12 protein-coding genes and 1 pseudogene are annotated in these 14,870 nt (G+C 66.1%); 4 read left to right on the top strand and 9 right to left on the bottom strand.

Annotated features, from left to right (window positions below; all coding sequences use genetic code 11):
- The 6 genes from CH256_RS14450 to thiO form a co-directional block, all read right to left on the bottom strand.
- Window positions 1-746: PA domain-containing protein (locus CH256_RS14450; protein WP_306438719.1), on the bottom strand; the 746-nt coding region annotated here is incomplete at its 3' end.
- A 26-nt stretch (window positions 747-772) separates the two neighbouring features.
- A complete protein-coding gene (locus CH256_RS14455; protein WP_068048066.1) occupies window positions 773-1,543 on the bottom strand; it encodes an ABC transporter permease in 771 nt (256 codons plus the stop codon).
- On the bottom strand, window positions 1,543-2,505 hold the full coding sequence (locus tag CH256_RS14460) for an ABC transporter ATP-binding protein (protein ID WP_094640986.1): 963 nt from the start codon (window positions 2,503-2,505) through the stop codon (window positions 1,543-1,545). Before CH256_RS14460 ends, CH256_RS14455 begins: the two co-directional genes overlap by 1 nt.
- A 558-nt stretch (window positions 2,506-3,063) precedes the next feature.
- On the bottom strand, window positions 3,064-3,813 hold the full coding sequence (locus CH256_RS14465; RefSeq protein WP_094669926.1) for a thiazole synthase: 750 nt from the start codon (window positions 3,811-3,813) through the stop codon (window positions 3,064-3,066).
- 4 nt (window positions 3,814-3,817) lie between these two features.
- On the bottom strand, window positions 3,818-4,033 hold the full coding sequence (thiS, locus tag CH256_RS14470) for a sulfur carrier protein ThiS (RefSeq protein ID WP_037186702.1): 216 nt from the start codon (window positions 4,031-4,033) through the stop codon (window positions 3,818-3,820).
- A complete protein-coding gene (gene thiO / locus CH256_RS14475) occupies window positions 4,030-5,082 on the bottom strand; it encodes a glycine oxidase ThiO (protein WP_373454825.1) in 1,053 nt (350 codons plus the stop codon). The genes thiS and thiO overlap by 4 nt, the downstream gene beginning before the upstream one ends.
- Window positions 5,083-5,240: 158 nt before the next feature.
- Between thiO and thiE the strand changes: the two genes are divergently transcribed.
- The gene (thiE, locus tag CH256_RS14480; protein WP_068048054.1) at window positions 5,241-5,933 is read left to right on the top strand and encodes a thiamine phosphate synthase; all 693 of its coding nucleotides are present in this window, start codon (window positions 5,241-5,243) and stop codon (window positions 5,931-5,933) included.
- Window positions 5,934-5,937: 4 nt separating this feature from the next.
- Here the strand turns inward: thiE and CH256_RS14485 are convergent, their stop codons facing one another.
- Window positions 5,938-6,774, bottom strand: a complete 837-nt coding sequence (locus CH256_RS14485) for an NUDIX hydrolase (protein ID WP_094669928.1) — start codon at window positions 6,772-6,774, stop codon at window positions 5,938-5,940.
- An 86-nt stretch (window positions 6,775-6,860) separates the two neighbouring features.
- Between CH256_RS14485 and CH256_RS14490 the strand changes: the two genes are divergently transcribed.
- The 3 genes from CH256_RS14490 to CH256_RS14500 are packed head-to-tail and all read left to right on the top strand — an operon-like array spanning window position 6,861 to window position 11,554.
- A complete protein-coding gene (locus tag CH256_RS14490) occupies window positions 6,861-8,165 on the top strand; it encodes a hypothetical protein (RefSeq protein WP_231893724.1) in 1,305 nt (434 codons plus the stop codon).
- Complete coding sequence (locus CH256_RS14495; RefSeq protein ID WP_094669929.1) at window positions 8,162-9,133, top strand: glutamate ABC transporter substrate-binding protein; 972 nt, start codon at window positions 8,162-8,164, stop codon at window positions 9,131-9,133. Before CH256_RS14490 ends, CH256_RS14495 begins: the two co-directional genes overlap by 4 nt.
- A gap of 12 nt (window positions 9,134-9,145) precedes the next feature.
- Window positions 9,146-11,554 (top strand): serine/threonine-protein kinase, encoded by a 2,409-nt coding sequence (locus CH256_RS14500; protein ID WP_094669930.1) that lies wholly within the window; start codon window positions 9,146-9,148, stop codon window positions 11,552-11,554.
- Here CH256_RS14500 and CH256_RS14505 read toward each other — a convergent pair.
- Complete coding sequence (locus CH256_RS14505) at window positions 11,551-12,732, bottom strand: acetate kinase (RefSeq protein WP_094669931.1); 1,182 nt, start codon at window positions 12,730-12,732, stop codon at window positions 11,551-11,553. The two genes, CH256_RS14500 and CH256_RS14505, sit on opposite strands and share 4 nt — an antisense overlap.
- Window positions 12,729-14,819, bottom strand: a pseudogene (gene pta, locus CH256_RS14510) (phosphate acetyltransferase). Before pta ends, CH256_RS14505 begins: the two are co-directional and overlap by 4 nt.
- Window positions 14,820-14,870 lie beyond the last annotated feature (51 nt).

The raw sequence follows: 14,870 nt of genomic DNA on the forward strand, positions 1-14,870 counted from the left end.
CCGGTGGTGGTCTGCGCAATGATGTTGCGGCTGGTGGTCGTTTCGGTCTCGGTGACGAGGGTCAGCGTCACCTCGGGTGCGGCCAGAACGGCCGCCGCGTCCTCCTGGCTGACGCCGCCGGTCGGAATCCGAGCGGTGTCGGTGTCGCCGAGTGTGCCCGAATCGAGCGGTCCCGGTTCGTTGTTGACGATGATCGCGGCGGCCGCTCCCAGTTCCGCTGCAACAGTTTGCTTCACACCGAACGGGCACACTCCGCGCGGCACGACCGCAACGGCTCCGGCCAGGTCGAGGCCGGTGTAGTCGGTCGCCTCGCAGCCGTCTGCACCGGCGGGAGCGCCGACGACGCGTGCGGTGATCCCCTCGGCGGTGGTGGTCGGCGAGTAACTGAGCGCGAACACCGGGATCTCGGTACCCGCCACCGACAGGGTCTGGGTCTGCGCCTCGAAGGTGTTGAAATCGAATTCCGGAGTGGTTACTTCGAACCCGGCCGATTCGAGTTGCGAGACAACATAATCGACACTCGCGTCGTACCCGGCGGTGCCGGCCGCGCGGTTTCCGTCGTTCTCGGCGGCGATGGCTTCCAGTTGTTCGAGGTGCCCCACCAACGCCTCCTCGGTGACCGCTTCCGCCAGGCCAGGCCCGTCGGGTGTAGCGAAAACTCTGGCCGGTTCCTCGTCCGAGGTGGACGAGCAACCGGCCAGAATCAAGACAGTGACAGCGCTACTTGCAAGCAAGGAAATCCGCATAGCGGACACCCTACCGGCGAGCGGCGTCAGGCGTCCCGACGATTGACGACGAACACCGCTGCTCCGAAGATCACCGCGGTGAAGGCGACGAAGTAGATCAGGCCGCCGATCGGACCCCAGTGGAAGTCGACGCCGCCGCCGGATCCGAGGAAGTGATTGGCGTTGAGGAAGGGCAGGAACGGCTGGATCTTCTCGCCGACCGTCGGAATCACCCCGACGAGGTTCTCGATGAGCAGTGGCCACAGCAGCAGGATGGCAATTGCTCCGGCGGACTGCCGCATGAGAGCGCCGACGCCGATGGCCAGAACCACCTGGACGAACGCCAGGATGGCGGTGCCGTACAGGATGCGCCAGGTTCCATCGATGTCGAAGCCCAGCAGCGCACCTGCCTGCTCACCGGCGAGCGCCTTGGCGAGGTAGAGCCCGATGACGGCGAGCACGAACGACAGGATCGCACCGTAGACACCGACCAGCAGGGCCTTGGCCGCCAGCACCGATCCTCGGTTGGTCACGGCCTGGAACGTGGTGCGGATGAGTCCGAAACGGTACTCGCTGGTCACGGTCAACGCGGCCAGGATCATCAGCACCATCGAACCGAACGTTCCGACGCCGAGTCCTACGACGTCGGCTGCCGTCGTGGGCGGAATGCCCTCGGGCGCATCGGTGTCGGTGGCCAACTGTGCAGCCCACCCCAGTATTGCCGCGAACCCGAGACCGAGAACCACGATGATCGCGCTGCACCACCACGGCGACTTGGTCGAGGTGAACTTGATTCTTTCTGCTGCCAAGACGCCCATCAGAGTGCACCGCCCATTGCTTGCTGATTGTTGGGGTTTTCGGCTCCCGCGCCGTGATATTGCACTGTGTCTCCGGTGAGTTTCATGAATGCTTCCTCGAGCGAGCCGCGCTGAGAGGCCAACTCGTGCAATGTGATTCCAGCTCGACCGGCGATGTCGCCGATCGCGTCTGTCGTGGAGTTCAGCACCACCAACGAGGGCTGAAGTTCGTCTGTCTTGTCCGGCTCACGCACGGTGAGACCGGCGGTGGTCAGGGCCTGGCGGAGTCCGTCGAGCTGCGGGCTGCGCACGCGTACCGATGCTTCGGAAGCATGGTCGATGAATTCCTGCACCGTCGAATCGGAGATCAACTTGCCGCGTCCGATGACGATGAGGTGCTCTGCGGTCTGCGCCATCTCCGAGAGCAGGTGGCTCGAGACCAGAACGGTGCGGCCCTCGGCTGCCAAGCGCTGCATGAACTTTCGGATCCAGACGATGCCCTCGGGATCGAGTCCGTTGACCGGCTCGTCGAACAGCAGCACCTTGGGGTCACCGAGCAATGCGCCCGCGAGTCCGAGCCGCTGCGACATACCGAGCGAGAAGCCGCCCGCATTCTTCTTCGCGACCTCGGACAGGCCCACCAGGCGCAGTACCTCGTCGACGCGCGACTTCGGAATGCCGTTGGAGGCCGCCATCCACTCGAGATGCGCACGCGCCGAGCGATTGGGGTGCACCCACTTGGCGTCGAGCAGAGCGCCGACGGTACGCAGTGGCTGCTTCAGGTGGCTGTAGCTCTTGCCCTCGATGGTCGCCGTTCCCGAGGTGGGGCGGTCGAGACCGAGAATCATCCGCATCGTGGTCGATTTGCCTGCGCCGTTGGGGCCGAGGAATCCGGTCACGATGCCGGGCTTGATGGTGAAGGTGAGGTTGTCGACCGCCGTCACCGCGCCGTACTGCTTGGTCAGTCCTGTCACTTCGATCATGGGTCAACCTTCCCCCATTGACAGCGTCCGCACATCGACCCACAGTCGTCAGTTGCATCATCCTTTCGGATGACCCAACCCTGAGACAGTCGGTCACTTCGGCGGCACGCGGTCACATGGGCGCGCGGTCGCAGACAATGCAGCGGTCACCTGGGCGGCACGCGGCCACCTGGGCGGCACGCGGCCACCTGGGCCAGGCTGCAAAAGCGCGCGCGTTTGCCAGACGCGCGCGGAATCGCCCCAGTATCCGCCACTATTCCGCACGCGTTTCACGAACGCGCGCGCGTTTGCCGGAGGTGAGGAGGCGGCAGCGTCGGCGGCACGCAGCCATATGAGTGTCGGCGACACACGGCCATATGAGCGTCGGCGGCATCGCGGCACGCGGCCACCTGGGCCAGGCCGCAAAAGCGCGCGCGTTTGCCAGATGCGCGCGGAATCGCCCCCGTACCCGCCACTATTCCGCACGCGTTTCACGAACGCGCGCGCGTTTGCCGGATTCGCAGCACCCCAGGCAACGCAGGGCCCCAAGCAACGCAGCACCCCAGGCAACGCAGGTGATCACATGGGCGAGCTGGCCTGAGCCCAGAATCGTTTCGGAATTCGGCCCGCATGCCTGGCCTGGTAGCCCGCGGCCACCGCGTTCCGCATCGCCGACGCCATCAGCGCCGGATCTTTTGCCCTGGTCACCGCGGTCGCGAGCAGCACCGCATCGCAGCCGAGTTCCATTGCGAGGGTGGCGTCGCTGGCGGTGCCGATGCCCGCGTCGAGGATCACCGGCACCGAGGCGGCGTCGACGATCATCTCGATGTTGTGCGGGTTGGCGATGCCGAGGCCGGTGCCGATGGGTGAGCCGAGCGGCATGACGGCGACGCAGCCGATGTCCTCGAGTCGCTTCGCCAGGACCGGGTCGTCGGTGATGTACGGCAGCACCTGGAAGCCGTCGTCGACGAGTTGTTCTGCGGCCTTGACCAATTCGATGGCGTCGGGCAGCAGGGTTCGCTCGTCGGCGATCACTTCGAGTTTCACCCAGTCGGTTTCGAGCGCCTCACGGCCGAGTTGCGCGGTGAGCACCGCTTCAGCTGCGCCGCGGCAGCCAGCAGTGTTCGGCAGCGGCGCGATGTTCAACCGGCGCAGCAGATCCAGCACTCCCGTCCCACCCGCGGCGTCGACACGGCGCATCGCGACGGTGGTCAGTTCGGTTCCCGACGCGACGAGGGCTTCCTCGAGCACTGCGAGATTCGCCGCTCCCCCGGTGCCGGTGATGAGGCGGGAAGTGAAGGTGCGGCCCGCGATCGTCAAACCCGCCATGCCCTCAACCACCCTGCACTGCGGTGAGAACGTCGATGGTCCAACCCTTTTCGACGCTGGTGGTGTCCCAGCGACTCTTGGGCAGTACCGCTCCGTCGACGGCGACGGCGATGCCCTTCTCGGGCAGGCCCAGGAATTCGAGCAGCCGACGCATGGTCATGTCCTCGGTGAGCAGGTGATCCTCGCCGTTGACGGTGATGCCGATCGCGACCTGTGTCATGGTGTCCTCTCGATGTGTGCAAAGCGTTCGGGTGTGGCTGCTTTGGCCTCGGGCAGGGCGTCACCGGAGATCAACGCGGCGACGGTGTCGGCGGTGATGGGCGCGAGCAGGATGCCGTTGCGGCCGTGTCCGGTGGCGACGACCACGTTCTCGGCGAGTCTGCCGATGATCGGGAGTCCGTCGGGGCTCATCGGCCGTAGGCCGGCAGCGGTTTCGTACAGTTCGTATTCGCCGATGCTCGGCATGAGTCGTTCGGCGTCGGCGATAAGGTCTCGTACCCCGGCGACGGTGACCTGGGTGTCCTCACCGGATTCGTATTGTGTTGCGCCGACGACCAATCCGTCACCGCGTGGCACCAGGTAGATCGGGCGTCCGTGCACGGTTCCGCGAATGGTGCGGTGCGGCGGCGGTGCGGAGCTGGGCCTACGACGCAGCCGCAGGATCTCGCCTTTCACCGGCCTCACCGGCAGTGTCGGCCACAGTGCGGAACAGCGAGAACCGGCGGCCAGGACCACCTGATCGGCGTCGGGAAGTACGTCGACCGAGCTAACCACGAACTCGACGCCCGCGTCCAGACATCCCTGCTCGAGCGCGGCGATCAGCGCCCGGTTGTCCACCGACAGTTCGGTCGGAGCCAGCAGGCCGAGTCGAATGTTCTGCGCCAGAGCAGGTTCGAGCTCACGCAGCTGCGCCCGTCCCAGAATCTCGAGTTCGTGTCCCTGCTCGCCCACCCATTCGGCGATGGTGCGTAGATCGGCCGCATCGGCGGAGTCGAGGGCAACCGTCACCGATCCTGCTGCGGAGAACACCGAGGGGCCGGGAAGGCGTCGGGCAAATTCCGGCCAGCGCGCCAACGACGCGGCACCGAGATGCAGCAGTTCGTGTTCGCCGGGCCAACCCTCGGACAACGGTGCCAGCATTCCGCCCGCGACCCACGACGCGCCTTTTCCCAGCGCGGGATCGTGCACGACGACCCGATGACCGTCCTCGGCCAGGCGCAGCGCCGTCGACAACCCGATGACGCCTCCGCCGATAACGACGATATACACGCGACTCACGTCCTCACTCCCTGCGCCCGCATGATCGGGTTCAGGTATTGACGGTAAGGGCGGCGAACCCACTCTCAGCCCCACGATCCCCGGGACTCCCGCGATTTCTCGGCCACTCCGTCGTCGGTGGCGGCCACCATGAGAATACAGTTCGCTTTGTGCATCCATCTCAGACCGCCCGCAATCAGACTCCCCGTGAGCGTCTTGCGTCCGCTCGCCTGTACCTGTGTACCGATGCCAGGCGCGACAAGGGCGATCTCGCGCAGTTCGCCGAGGCCGCGCTGTCCGGTGGCGTCGACATCATCCAGCTGCGCGACAAGAACTCTGCGGGCGAGCGCGAGTTCGGCCCCCTCGAGGCCAAGGACGAGCTCGCTGCGCTGGCGATTCTGCTCGCCGCGACCAAACGGCACGGGGCACTGTTGGCGGTCAACGATCGCGCGGATCTGGCGTTGGCCTCGGGTGCAGACGTGCTGCATCTGGGCCAGGGCGATCTACCGGTGCACTACGCACGGCAGATCCTCGGCCCGGACGTGGTGATCGGGCGCTCGACGCAGAACCGCGCCCAGTCCTCGCTCGCCGCGATCGAGGACGGCGTCGACTACTTCGCCGTCGGTCCGGTGTGGCCGACGCCCACCAAGCCCAACCGCTCGGCCGCCGGGCTCGAGGCTCTGCGGGCGACTGCGGACGCGCTACCGGAGCGGCCGTGGTTCGCCATCGGCGGCGTCGACGCGACCAACGTGGATCAGGTCAAGGCAGCCGGTGCCGACCGCATCGTGGTGGTTCGCGCCATCACCGAGGCCAGGGACCCGCAGGCGGCCGCTCGTTCGTTGGTTCAGGCGCTGCAGGCTTAGAGCGCTACAGCCACGCAAGAACCGACGACGGCGTCAGGACCTGGACCGACTCCGGCAGCCGGTCGCGTAGTCCACGGTCGGCGGTGACCATCGCCGTCAGGTCTCCGCCCCGGTGTGCTTGATCAGCGAGGGTGTCGTCGCCGCTGCCGTCGGCGAGAATCGTCCGGGTTCGGGGGTCGTCGACGACCGCGTCCCTGGCCTGGCCCTCGAGCACGGCTTCGATGCGGGTGAGCCAGCCGTACTGACCGCTGGGTAGTTCGACGGTGCGCGGCAGCGTCTCGGCGAGCGAAGTCAGCAGTGCACCGGTCGATCCGGCGCGGTCCTTCCACCACCCGTTCGGTCGCGAGCCGAGCACGTTGGCGGTGTCGAGCAGCACCCGCAGCGGCACGGTGCGCAGCGACGGCCAACTGGACGCGAAACCCGGGTGCAACGGGAGTTCGTCGACGATCGACTCCGGCACCCAGCGCAGTTCGGTGCTCTCGCCGTTGGGCACGGTGGTCAGAGGGTGGTCGGTATCGGCGACGACGGTGGTGTACGACCAGCCGCTCTCGACACTTGCGGTGACGCGCTCACTGCGCACCCTGACCTGTTCGTCGGAGATACCGGCTTCTTCGTGGGCTTCGCGCACCGCCGCGTGCGCGGTGCTCTCGTGGGAATCGCGAGCTCCGCCGGGTAGTGCCCAAGTTCCGCCCTGGTGGCTCCACAACGCTCGGTGCTGCAGCAGCACCATCGGCTCACCGGTGTTCGACGGTGCACGCAGCAACAGTCCGGCGGCACCGTGCTTTCCCCAGTGCCGAGAACCGTCCGTACCGATCACCCAACCGTCCCCGTCACCACGCATGCTCTCCAGCGTAGGGGAATCATCCTTCTGTAGTGACTGCGCTGTAGTGGCTGCAGTACGGTCCGCCTGCTTATATGCTCGGGTGCGTGATCGCGGCCGGCATTACCCCCTCCGCTGCCGTCCCACCGACAACGGCTACACACGTCGGTGCCGCTGCAGGCAAGCCGCCGGTTCGATACACGATGCGTTCGACGCCTGCGCGGTTGGTCGCGATGGGAACCGCGCTGGTGTTCTTGGCGTTGACGGTCGGAAATCTCGCGTCCACGGCCGTGACCGATCGGGTCGACACCCTGGGCACCCTGTTGGTGCGGACCGAGCCCTTCGCGAACTCGGCACAGAATCTGTACGGGGCACTGTCGGTGGCGGATGCAGCTGCGGCCACCGCCTTCATCGCCGGCGGTCTCGAGCCGCCCGAGGTGCGCGAGCGCTACTCGCAGGCGCTCGGCGAGGCGTCGTCCGAGCTGATCGCGGCCTCGGCCGGGGTCGCCGAGAACGACGCGGCCACCAGCGCGGTGCTGACGCAGATCGCCGCCGGGTTACCGGTGTACAGCGGTCTGGTCGAGACGGCGCGAGCCAACAACCGCAGCGGAAATCCGGTGGGCGCGGCGTATCTCGGCGAGGCGTCGACGATGATGCAGACGACTTTGCTGCCGCTGGCCGAGAAGTTGTACACCGAGCAGGCGTCGCGGGTGTCGGCCGATCAGGAACGATTCACCAGTCCGCCGCTGTTCGCGATCGGCTCGCTGGTGTTCCTGTTGCTGATGACCGGCGTGGCCCAGTGGTACCTGTCGCGGACCACTCGCCGCACGTTGAACGTCGGATTCCTTGCTGCCACAGTCGCTGTCGCCGGCCTGCTCGGCTGGATGCTGGTGGTGGGACTGATTTCCTCGATCGCCACCGATCGCGCGATCGACCGCGGCGTGTCTCCGCTGAAGTCCTACACGACGGGTTTCATTCTGGCGCAACAGGCCAGAGCGGACGAAACTCTCGACCTCGCCCGTCGCGGCGGCGGCCAGGATTACGGACAGTCGTTCGACGCGAACGTCTCTCGGCTCACGGAGATGTTCCAGGGCGACACCGCGGTGATCGATGCACTGAACACGTGGTCGGTCTCGCATTCCAGAATCGATTCCGCCCTGGAGGTCGGCGATTTCAACGGTGCGGTCTCCATTGCCACCGGCACCGGCGAGTCCGATTCCGCGGCCGCGTTCACCGCACTGGACAGCGTTCTGGTCGACGGAATCGAGAATGCGCGAAGCGAACTGCGGTCCAACATCGACCGATCGGTATGGGTGCTGTCCGGGCTGTCGAACGGCGCGTACGTGCTCACCGTCGTCGCGTCGGTTGCCTTCGGCGTCGGCCTGTTCCCGAGACTGCGGGAGTACCTGTGAAACGTCTACTCGCCGTCGGCATCCTGGTCACCGCCCTGTTGGTCGGCTGTGCACCGCCCGAGAACTCTGCGCCGCAGGTCGAGACGACGTTCACCGAACCGCCGCTGCCGGAAGGCGCGTCCGTCGCCGCGCGGCCCACCGAGAGCCCAGCCGACGACGAGTGCGCCCGCCCCACCGCCAGCCTTCGACCACTGGCTACCGGCACCGATGTTCCACCGCCGCCGCAACCGACCGTCGACGCACTGCGCGCCAAGGGCCGCTTGGTCGTCGGACTGGACACGGGCAGCAACCTTTTCAGCTTCCGCAACCCGATGACCGGGCAACTGGTCGGCTTCGATGTCGACATCGCACGGGAGGTCTCACGAGACCTGTTCGGCGATCCCAACCGGTTGGACTTCCGTATCCTCACCTCCGCGGAGCGGCTCGAAGCTCTGCAGAATTCTTCGGTGGACATGGTGGTCAAGACCATGACCATCACGTGCGCTCGCCGCAAGGACGTCCAGTTCTCCACCGTGTACTTCCAAGCGCAGCACCGTGTTCTGGTGGTGCAGGGGTCGGGCATCCGCGGAGTCGAGGACCTGGCGAACAAGCGGGTGTGCGCCGTGGAGGGCACCACCTCGCTGCGACGCCTCCAGCGCGTCCAGCCCGCCGCGACCGTGGTGACGGTACCGATGTGGTCGGATTGCCTTGTGGTGCTGCAGCAACGGCAGGTCGACGCCGTCAGCACCGACGACGCGATCCTCGCCGGTCTGGCAGCACAGGATCCGTACCTCGAGATCGTCGGTGACAGCCTGAGCCCGGAGCCGTACGGGGTGGGAATCAACAAGAACAACGAGGATCTGGTGCGGTTCGTCAACGGCACGTTGGCACGCATCCGCTCCGACGGCACGTGGAATCGCATCTACAACCGGTGGCTGACCGTGCTCGGCCCCTCCCCCGGTCCGCCCAGCGCGTCGTACAGCGATTAGGGGCGTAGGAACATGGACGACGACGAACAGCAGGCAACGGCCCCAGCGGAGCGAACACAGGCGGTCTCGCGCACCGACGACAGCGAGCGCACCCGGGCAGTGTCGAGAACGCAAGCAGTCTCGGGAACGGACGGCGTCGAGCGCACTCAGGCCGTCTCGCGGTCACCGGTCGACGATCGAACCCCGCCATCGAATGCGTCGTACTCCGCTTCCACCCGTTCCAAGACGGGTCGGTCGAGGTCCGGTCGATCGCGCAGCACCGGGATTCGGCGGCGACTCGGCGGCGGTCTGGTGGAAGTGCCTCGCGTCGAACCGATCGATCCTGCCACGGCCGTGATGTCGGATCCGACGGTGCCGCAGCACAAGCGGTTCTGTTGGAAGTGCAACGCCAAGGTGGGCCGCAGTGAACCGGACGAGCCCGACGTGGCGATGGGCATCTGTCCGCACTGCGGCGCAACGTTCGACTTCACTCCCTTGCTGGAACCGGGCGACCGCGTGGTCGGCCAGTACGACGTGCAGGGCTGCATCGCGCACGGCGGACTCGGCTGGATCTACCTCGCCATCGACCGCAACGTCAGCGACCGCTGGGTGGTGCTCAAGGGACTGCTGCATTTCGGTGACGAAGAGGCCCATGCCGTCGCGGTTGCAGAGCGTCAATTCCTCGCCGAGGTCGCCCATCCCGGCGTGGTGAAGATCTACAACTTCGTCGAGCAACCCCGCAGCGACGGATCGACCGTCGGCTTCATCGTCATGGAGTACGTCGGCGGCCGGTCACTGCGGGACATCCTCACCTCGTGCGGCGACGGAGCACGCCTACCCGTCGAGCAGGCACTGGCCTATGTTCTCGAAGTGCTTCCGGCACTGGGCTATCTGCATTCGATCGGACTGGTCTACAACGACCTCAAGCCCGAGAACATCATGGTCTCCGACGACCAGATCAAACTGATCGACCTCGGTGCGGTCGCGGGTATCGAGGACTACGGCTACCTGTACGGCACGGTGGGCTACCAGGCACCGGAGATCGTCAAGACGGGACCGACGGTGGCGTCGGACATCTTCACGGTCGGCCGCACGCTGGCGGTGTTGACCCTGGACATGCCGTCGAAGAACGGCAAGTACCTCGACGGCCTCCCCTCGGTCGAGGAATCCGAAGTGCTACAGCAATTTCCGTCCCTGCATCGACTGTTGCTGCGCGCGACACACGAGGATCCCACTCGACGGTTCCGATCCGCGGACGAGTTCGCCGGGCAGGCCACCGGTGTGCTGCGTGAGATTCTGGCCATCAGGACGGGTGTCGAGCGGCCGGGGCTGTCGACGGTGTTCAGCCCGCCTCGTACGACCTTCGGCACCGAGCAGTCGGTGGGACGAACAGACACCTACGTCGACGGCACGGTACGGCACGAACGAATGACGGCCGCGGAAGTGGTTGCTGCGCTTCCGGTTCCGCTGGTGGACCCCAACGACCCGAGCGCGCCGCTACTGGCGGCGGCTGTACACGTCGAACCTCGACAGACCCTGGACTCGCTACAGCACGCCAAACGCAACGGTATCGAACGCGTCAGCCCCGGAGCCGAATCGAGCCGTTCCGCAGGGTCCTCCAGTCCCGTGGAACTGAGCCTCGAGATCACCCTCGCCGAGGTCAAGGCCCATCTGGATCTGGGGAACGTCGTCGAAGCAACCGACATTCTGGCCAAGGTGCAGTCGACCGACCACACCGCGGATCCATGGCGAGTGCAGTGGTACGCAGGCCTGATCGCGCTACTGCATCACGAATACAATTCTGCGTTCACGAGTTTCGACAACGTACTCGGCGCGATGCCCGGCGAACTCGCACCCAAGCTCGCTCTCGGAGCCACCTCGGAATTGCTCGGCCATGCGGCTGCGGGCAACGGCGAGGAAGCCGAGAAGTGGCGGGCCCGCGCCGAAGGACTGTATCGAGCGGTGTGGCGGACCAATCGCGGCATCGTGAGCTCGGCGTTCGGCTTGGCCCGGCAGTTGCAGCGGCGCGGAGATCAGACCGGGGCAATCGCTGCCCTCGATCAGGTGCCGATCAGCTCACGGCACTACTCGATGGCGCGCATGACCAGCGTGCTGACACTGCTGATGGACCGCTCGCGAGCGGAGCTGTCCGAAGCCGATTTCCGTTCTGCTGCACGGCGAGTGGCGTTGCTGCCCAAAGCCGAGAGCCGGGCGCTGCAGATGCGGACACTCGTACTGGCGATGGCATTGGACTGGATCGTCTCCGGCCACGCCGCCACCGCCGAGCGAGAACCCATTCTCAGTGTCCCGTTCACCGAGGACGGCTTGCGGCGCGGCACCGAGAAAGGCCTGAGGGCACTGGCCCGCAACGCCACCGATCGCGCCCACCGTTTCTCGTTGGTGGACCTGGCGAACGCCATTCGGCCGCGTTCGCTGTTCTAGCTGCGTACCAGGCTGTCCGCTGCCCGAGCGATCGCCAGCTCCTCGTTGGTGGGCACCACCAGCACAGTGACGGTCGACGAGTCGGTGGAAATCACCCGAGCCTGCTTGCTGCGCAGCGCATTACGCTCTGGGTCGATCTCGATGCCGAAGCCCTGGAGATTCGCGAGGGCATCGGCGCGCACTGCTGCGGCGTTCTCGCCGACACCGGCGGTGAACGTGATGGCGTCGAGCCGGCCCAGCTCGATCATGTACGCACCGATGTACTTGCGCAGACGGTGGATGTAGACGTCGTATGCCAAGCGTGCGGAGGCGTCGCCGTCGTCGATCCGCTGTTGCAGTTGCCTGAAGTCGTTCACCCCGGACAGTCCGATCAACCCGGAGCGACGGTTGAGCAGGGTATCGATGTCGTCGACGCTCATGCCTGCGCTGCGACGCAGATGCAGAATCAACCCGGGGTCGATATCCCCACTGCGGGTACCCATCACCAGACCTTCGAGGGGAGTCAGTCCCATCGAGGTGTCGACCGCCTTGCCGCCGGCGACCGCCGAGGCCGAGGCCCCGTTGCCCAGGTGCAGCACGATCTGATTCAGCTCCGCGAGATCGCGTTCCAGGAACTGCGCCACCTGGTCCGAGACGTAGTGGTGCGAGGTGCCGTGGAAGCCGTAGCGCCTGATGTCGTGCTCGGCGGCGACGTTCGCGTCGATGGCGTAGGTCGCGGCCGCGTCGGGCAGGGAGTGGAAGAAGGCGGTGTCGAACACTGCCACGTGCGGCACGTTCGGCAGCTGCTTCCTGGCGACCTCGATGCCCAGCACGTTCGGCGGATTGTGCAGTGGTGCAAGACTACTGAGGTCCGAGATCTGCTGCACGACGGCGTCGTCGATGATCGTCGGCCGGTAGAACACGGTCCCGCCGTGGACGACACGATGCCCGACCGCGGTGACCGCCTCCAGTTCGACGCCTGCGTCGGCGAGCATCTCGAACGCCAGCGCCAGACCGGCACCGTGGTCGTCGATGTGCTGGATTCGCTCGACACTCTCACCCCGATAGTCGAGTTCGACTCGGCCGTCGGATTCACCGATGCGCTCGACGAGCCCACTGGCCACGGACTCCCCCGAGCCGGGGTCTACGAGTTTGAACTTGACCGAGGACGAACCGGAGTTGACGACGAGAATGCTCACTTGCCCTCCTGATCGGCCGCGGCGGCGATGCCCTGTGCCTGAATCGCCGTGATGGCGACGGTGTTGACGATGTCCTCGACCAGCGCACCGCGCGAGAGATCGTTGACGGGCTTGCGGAGGCCCTGCAGAACCGGCCCGACGGCAACCGCGCCGGCGCTGCGCTGGACGGCCTTGTAGGTGTTGTTGCCGGTGTTGAGGTCCGGGAAGATGAACACCGTCGCTCGGCCTGCCACGTCGGAATCAGGCAACTTCGACGCGGCGACGGACGGTTCGATCGCCGCGTCGTACTGGATCGGACCCTCCACGAGCAATTCCGGATTGCGTTCGCGCACAAGCGCTGTGGCCTGCCGCACCTTGTCGACGTCCGCTCCGGAACCGGATTCGCCGGTGGAGTACGACAGCATGGCCACCCGTGGTTCGATCCCGAACTGGGCCGAGGTCTGCGCCGAGGACACGGCAATGTCGGCGAGCTGCTCAGCCGTCGGATCGGGTACGACTGCGCAGTCACCGTAGGCGAGAACACGATCGGACAGGCACATCAGGAAGATCGACGACACCGTCGACACGCCCTCGGTCGTCTTGATGATCTCGAACGACGGCTTGATGGTGTGCGCGGTGGTGTGCGCCGCTCCCGAGACCATGCCATCGGCAATTCCCTTGTGCACCATCATGGTTCCGAAGTACGAGATGTCGGCCATGATCTCGCGGGCACGGTCGATCGTCATACCCTTGTGCTTGCGCAGCTCGGTGTACTCGGCCGCGAAGTCCTCGGCGTAGTCGCAGTTCTTGGGGTCGAGAACCGTCGCACTGTCGAGATCGACGCCCAGTTCCGATGCGCGTCGTCGAATGGGGCCTTCCTCGCCGAGGATCGTCAGGTCCGCAACCTGACGCTGCAGCAGACGTCCGGCAGCCCGGAGGATGCGATCGTCGCCGCCCTCGGGGAGCACGATGTGCTTGCGATCGGCGCGCGCCCGGTGGATCAGCTGGTACTCGAACATCTGCGGGGTCGTGATGGTGGGAATGGCGATGTCGAGCCGCTCCAGAAGAGTTTTCGCGTCGACCCGCTGTTCCATCAGACCGAGCGCGGTGTCCACCTTGCGCTGCGAACCCACCGCCACGCGGCCGCGCGTCTGCGCTGCAGCAGAAGCGGTGTCGAAGGTGCCGAGCTCGGTGGTCAGGATCGGCAATCGGGGGCCGAGGCCCGCCACCAGACGAGCGATCGCCGGATGGGGTTCGATGCCGCCGTTCATGATGATGCCGGCGAGAGACGGAAAGCCCTCCGCCTCATGGGCATTGACGAGGGCGAGCAATACGTCGGATCGATCTGCAGGCGCGATGACGACGACGCCCTCGGTGAGCCGTTCGAGGATATGCTCGGCCGTCATGCCACCGACCATGACCCGCAACGCTTCTCGCTGCAGCAGCGACGAATCACCGGAGTACAATTTGCCGTCCACCGCCTCGAGCAGTTCCGCCATCGTCGGCGCGACGAGGAGCGGAATCTCCGGCAGAGACCACGCGGGCACGCCGACCGACGCCAACGCGTCGGTGACCGCATCGAGATCCTCGGGGGCGCAACGGTTCGCCACGATCGCAGCCAGGTGGGCATGATGCTGACGCAGTTCGCCCTGGCACAGAGTGGCCAACTGCGCGATTTCGTCGGGCATGCGACCGGACCCGCGCAGCGCAAGCAACACGGGGGCACCGAGATTGACCGCGATGCGCGCATTGAAGCCGAGTTCACTGGGGCTGCCGACGTCGGTGTAATCACTGCCCACGATCACCACGGCGTCGCACTGGGACGCCACCTCGTGATAGCGATTGACGATCTCACTGAGCGCTGCATCCTGATCGGCGTGCACCTGCTAGTACGTGACACCGAGCGACTGCTCGTACGTCAGATCTGCGGTGGTGTGCTCGACGAGCAACTCGAGGATGTAATCGGGTTCGTCGGTCGATCGAGCAATGGGACGGAACACCCCCACCCGGGCCGCGGAAGCGGCGAGCATCTGCAGCACACCGAGCGCGATGGTCGATTTCCCGGTATCCCCTTCCGGTGACGCGATGTAGATGCTCGAGGGATACATGTCCGACGCGTCGGTGCCGCTGGGCTCAGCCATGACCGCCAGCCTAGTAGG

Origin of the sequence: Rhodococcus sp. 05-2254-6 (genome assembly GCF_002258565.1) — a bacterium.
Lineage (GTDB): Bacteria > Actinomycetota > Actinomycetes > Mycobacteriales > Mycobacteriaceae > Rhodococcoides.

Bases quoted from the DNA above. Each gene is read 5' to 3' on its own strand.
- thiS (WP_037186702.1), bottom strand. From the start codon at position 4,033: ATGACACAGGTCGCGATCGGCATCACCGTCAACGGCGAGGATCACCTG.
- CH256_RS14500 (WP_094669930.1), top strand. From the start codon at position 9,146: ATGGACGACGACGAACAGCAGGCAACGGCCCCAGCGGAGCGAACACAG.
- CH256_RS14455 (WP_068048066.1), bottom strand. From the start codon at position 1,543: ATGGGCGTCTTGGCAGCAGAAAGAATCAAGTTCACCTCGACCAAGTCG.
- CH256_RS14465 (WP_094669926.1), bottom strand. From the start codon at position 3,813: ATGGCGGGTTTGACGATCGCGGGCCGCACCTTCACTTCCCGCCTCATC.
- CH256_RS14485 (WP_094669928.1), bottom strand. From the start codon at position 6,774: ATGCGTGGTGACGGGGACGGTTGGGTGATCGGTACGGACGGTTCTCGG.
- CH256_RS14460 (WP_094640986.1), bottom strand. From the start codon at position 2,505: ATGATCGAAGTGACAGGACTGACCAAGCAGTACGGCGCGGTGACGGCG.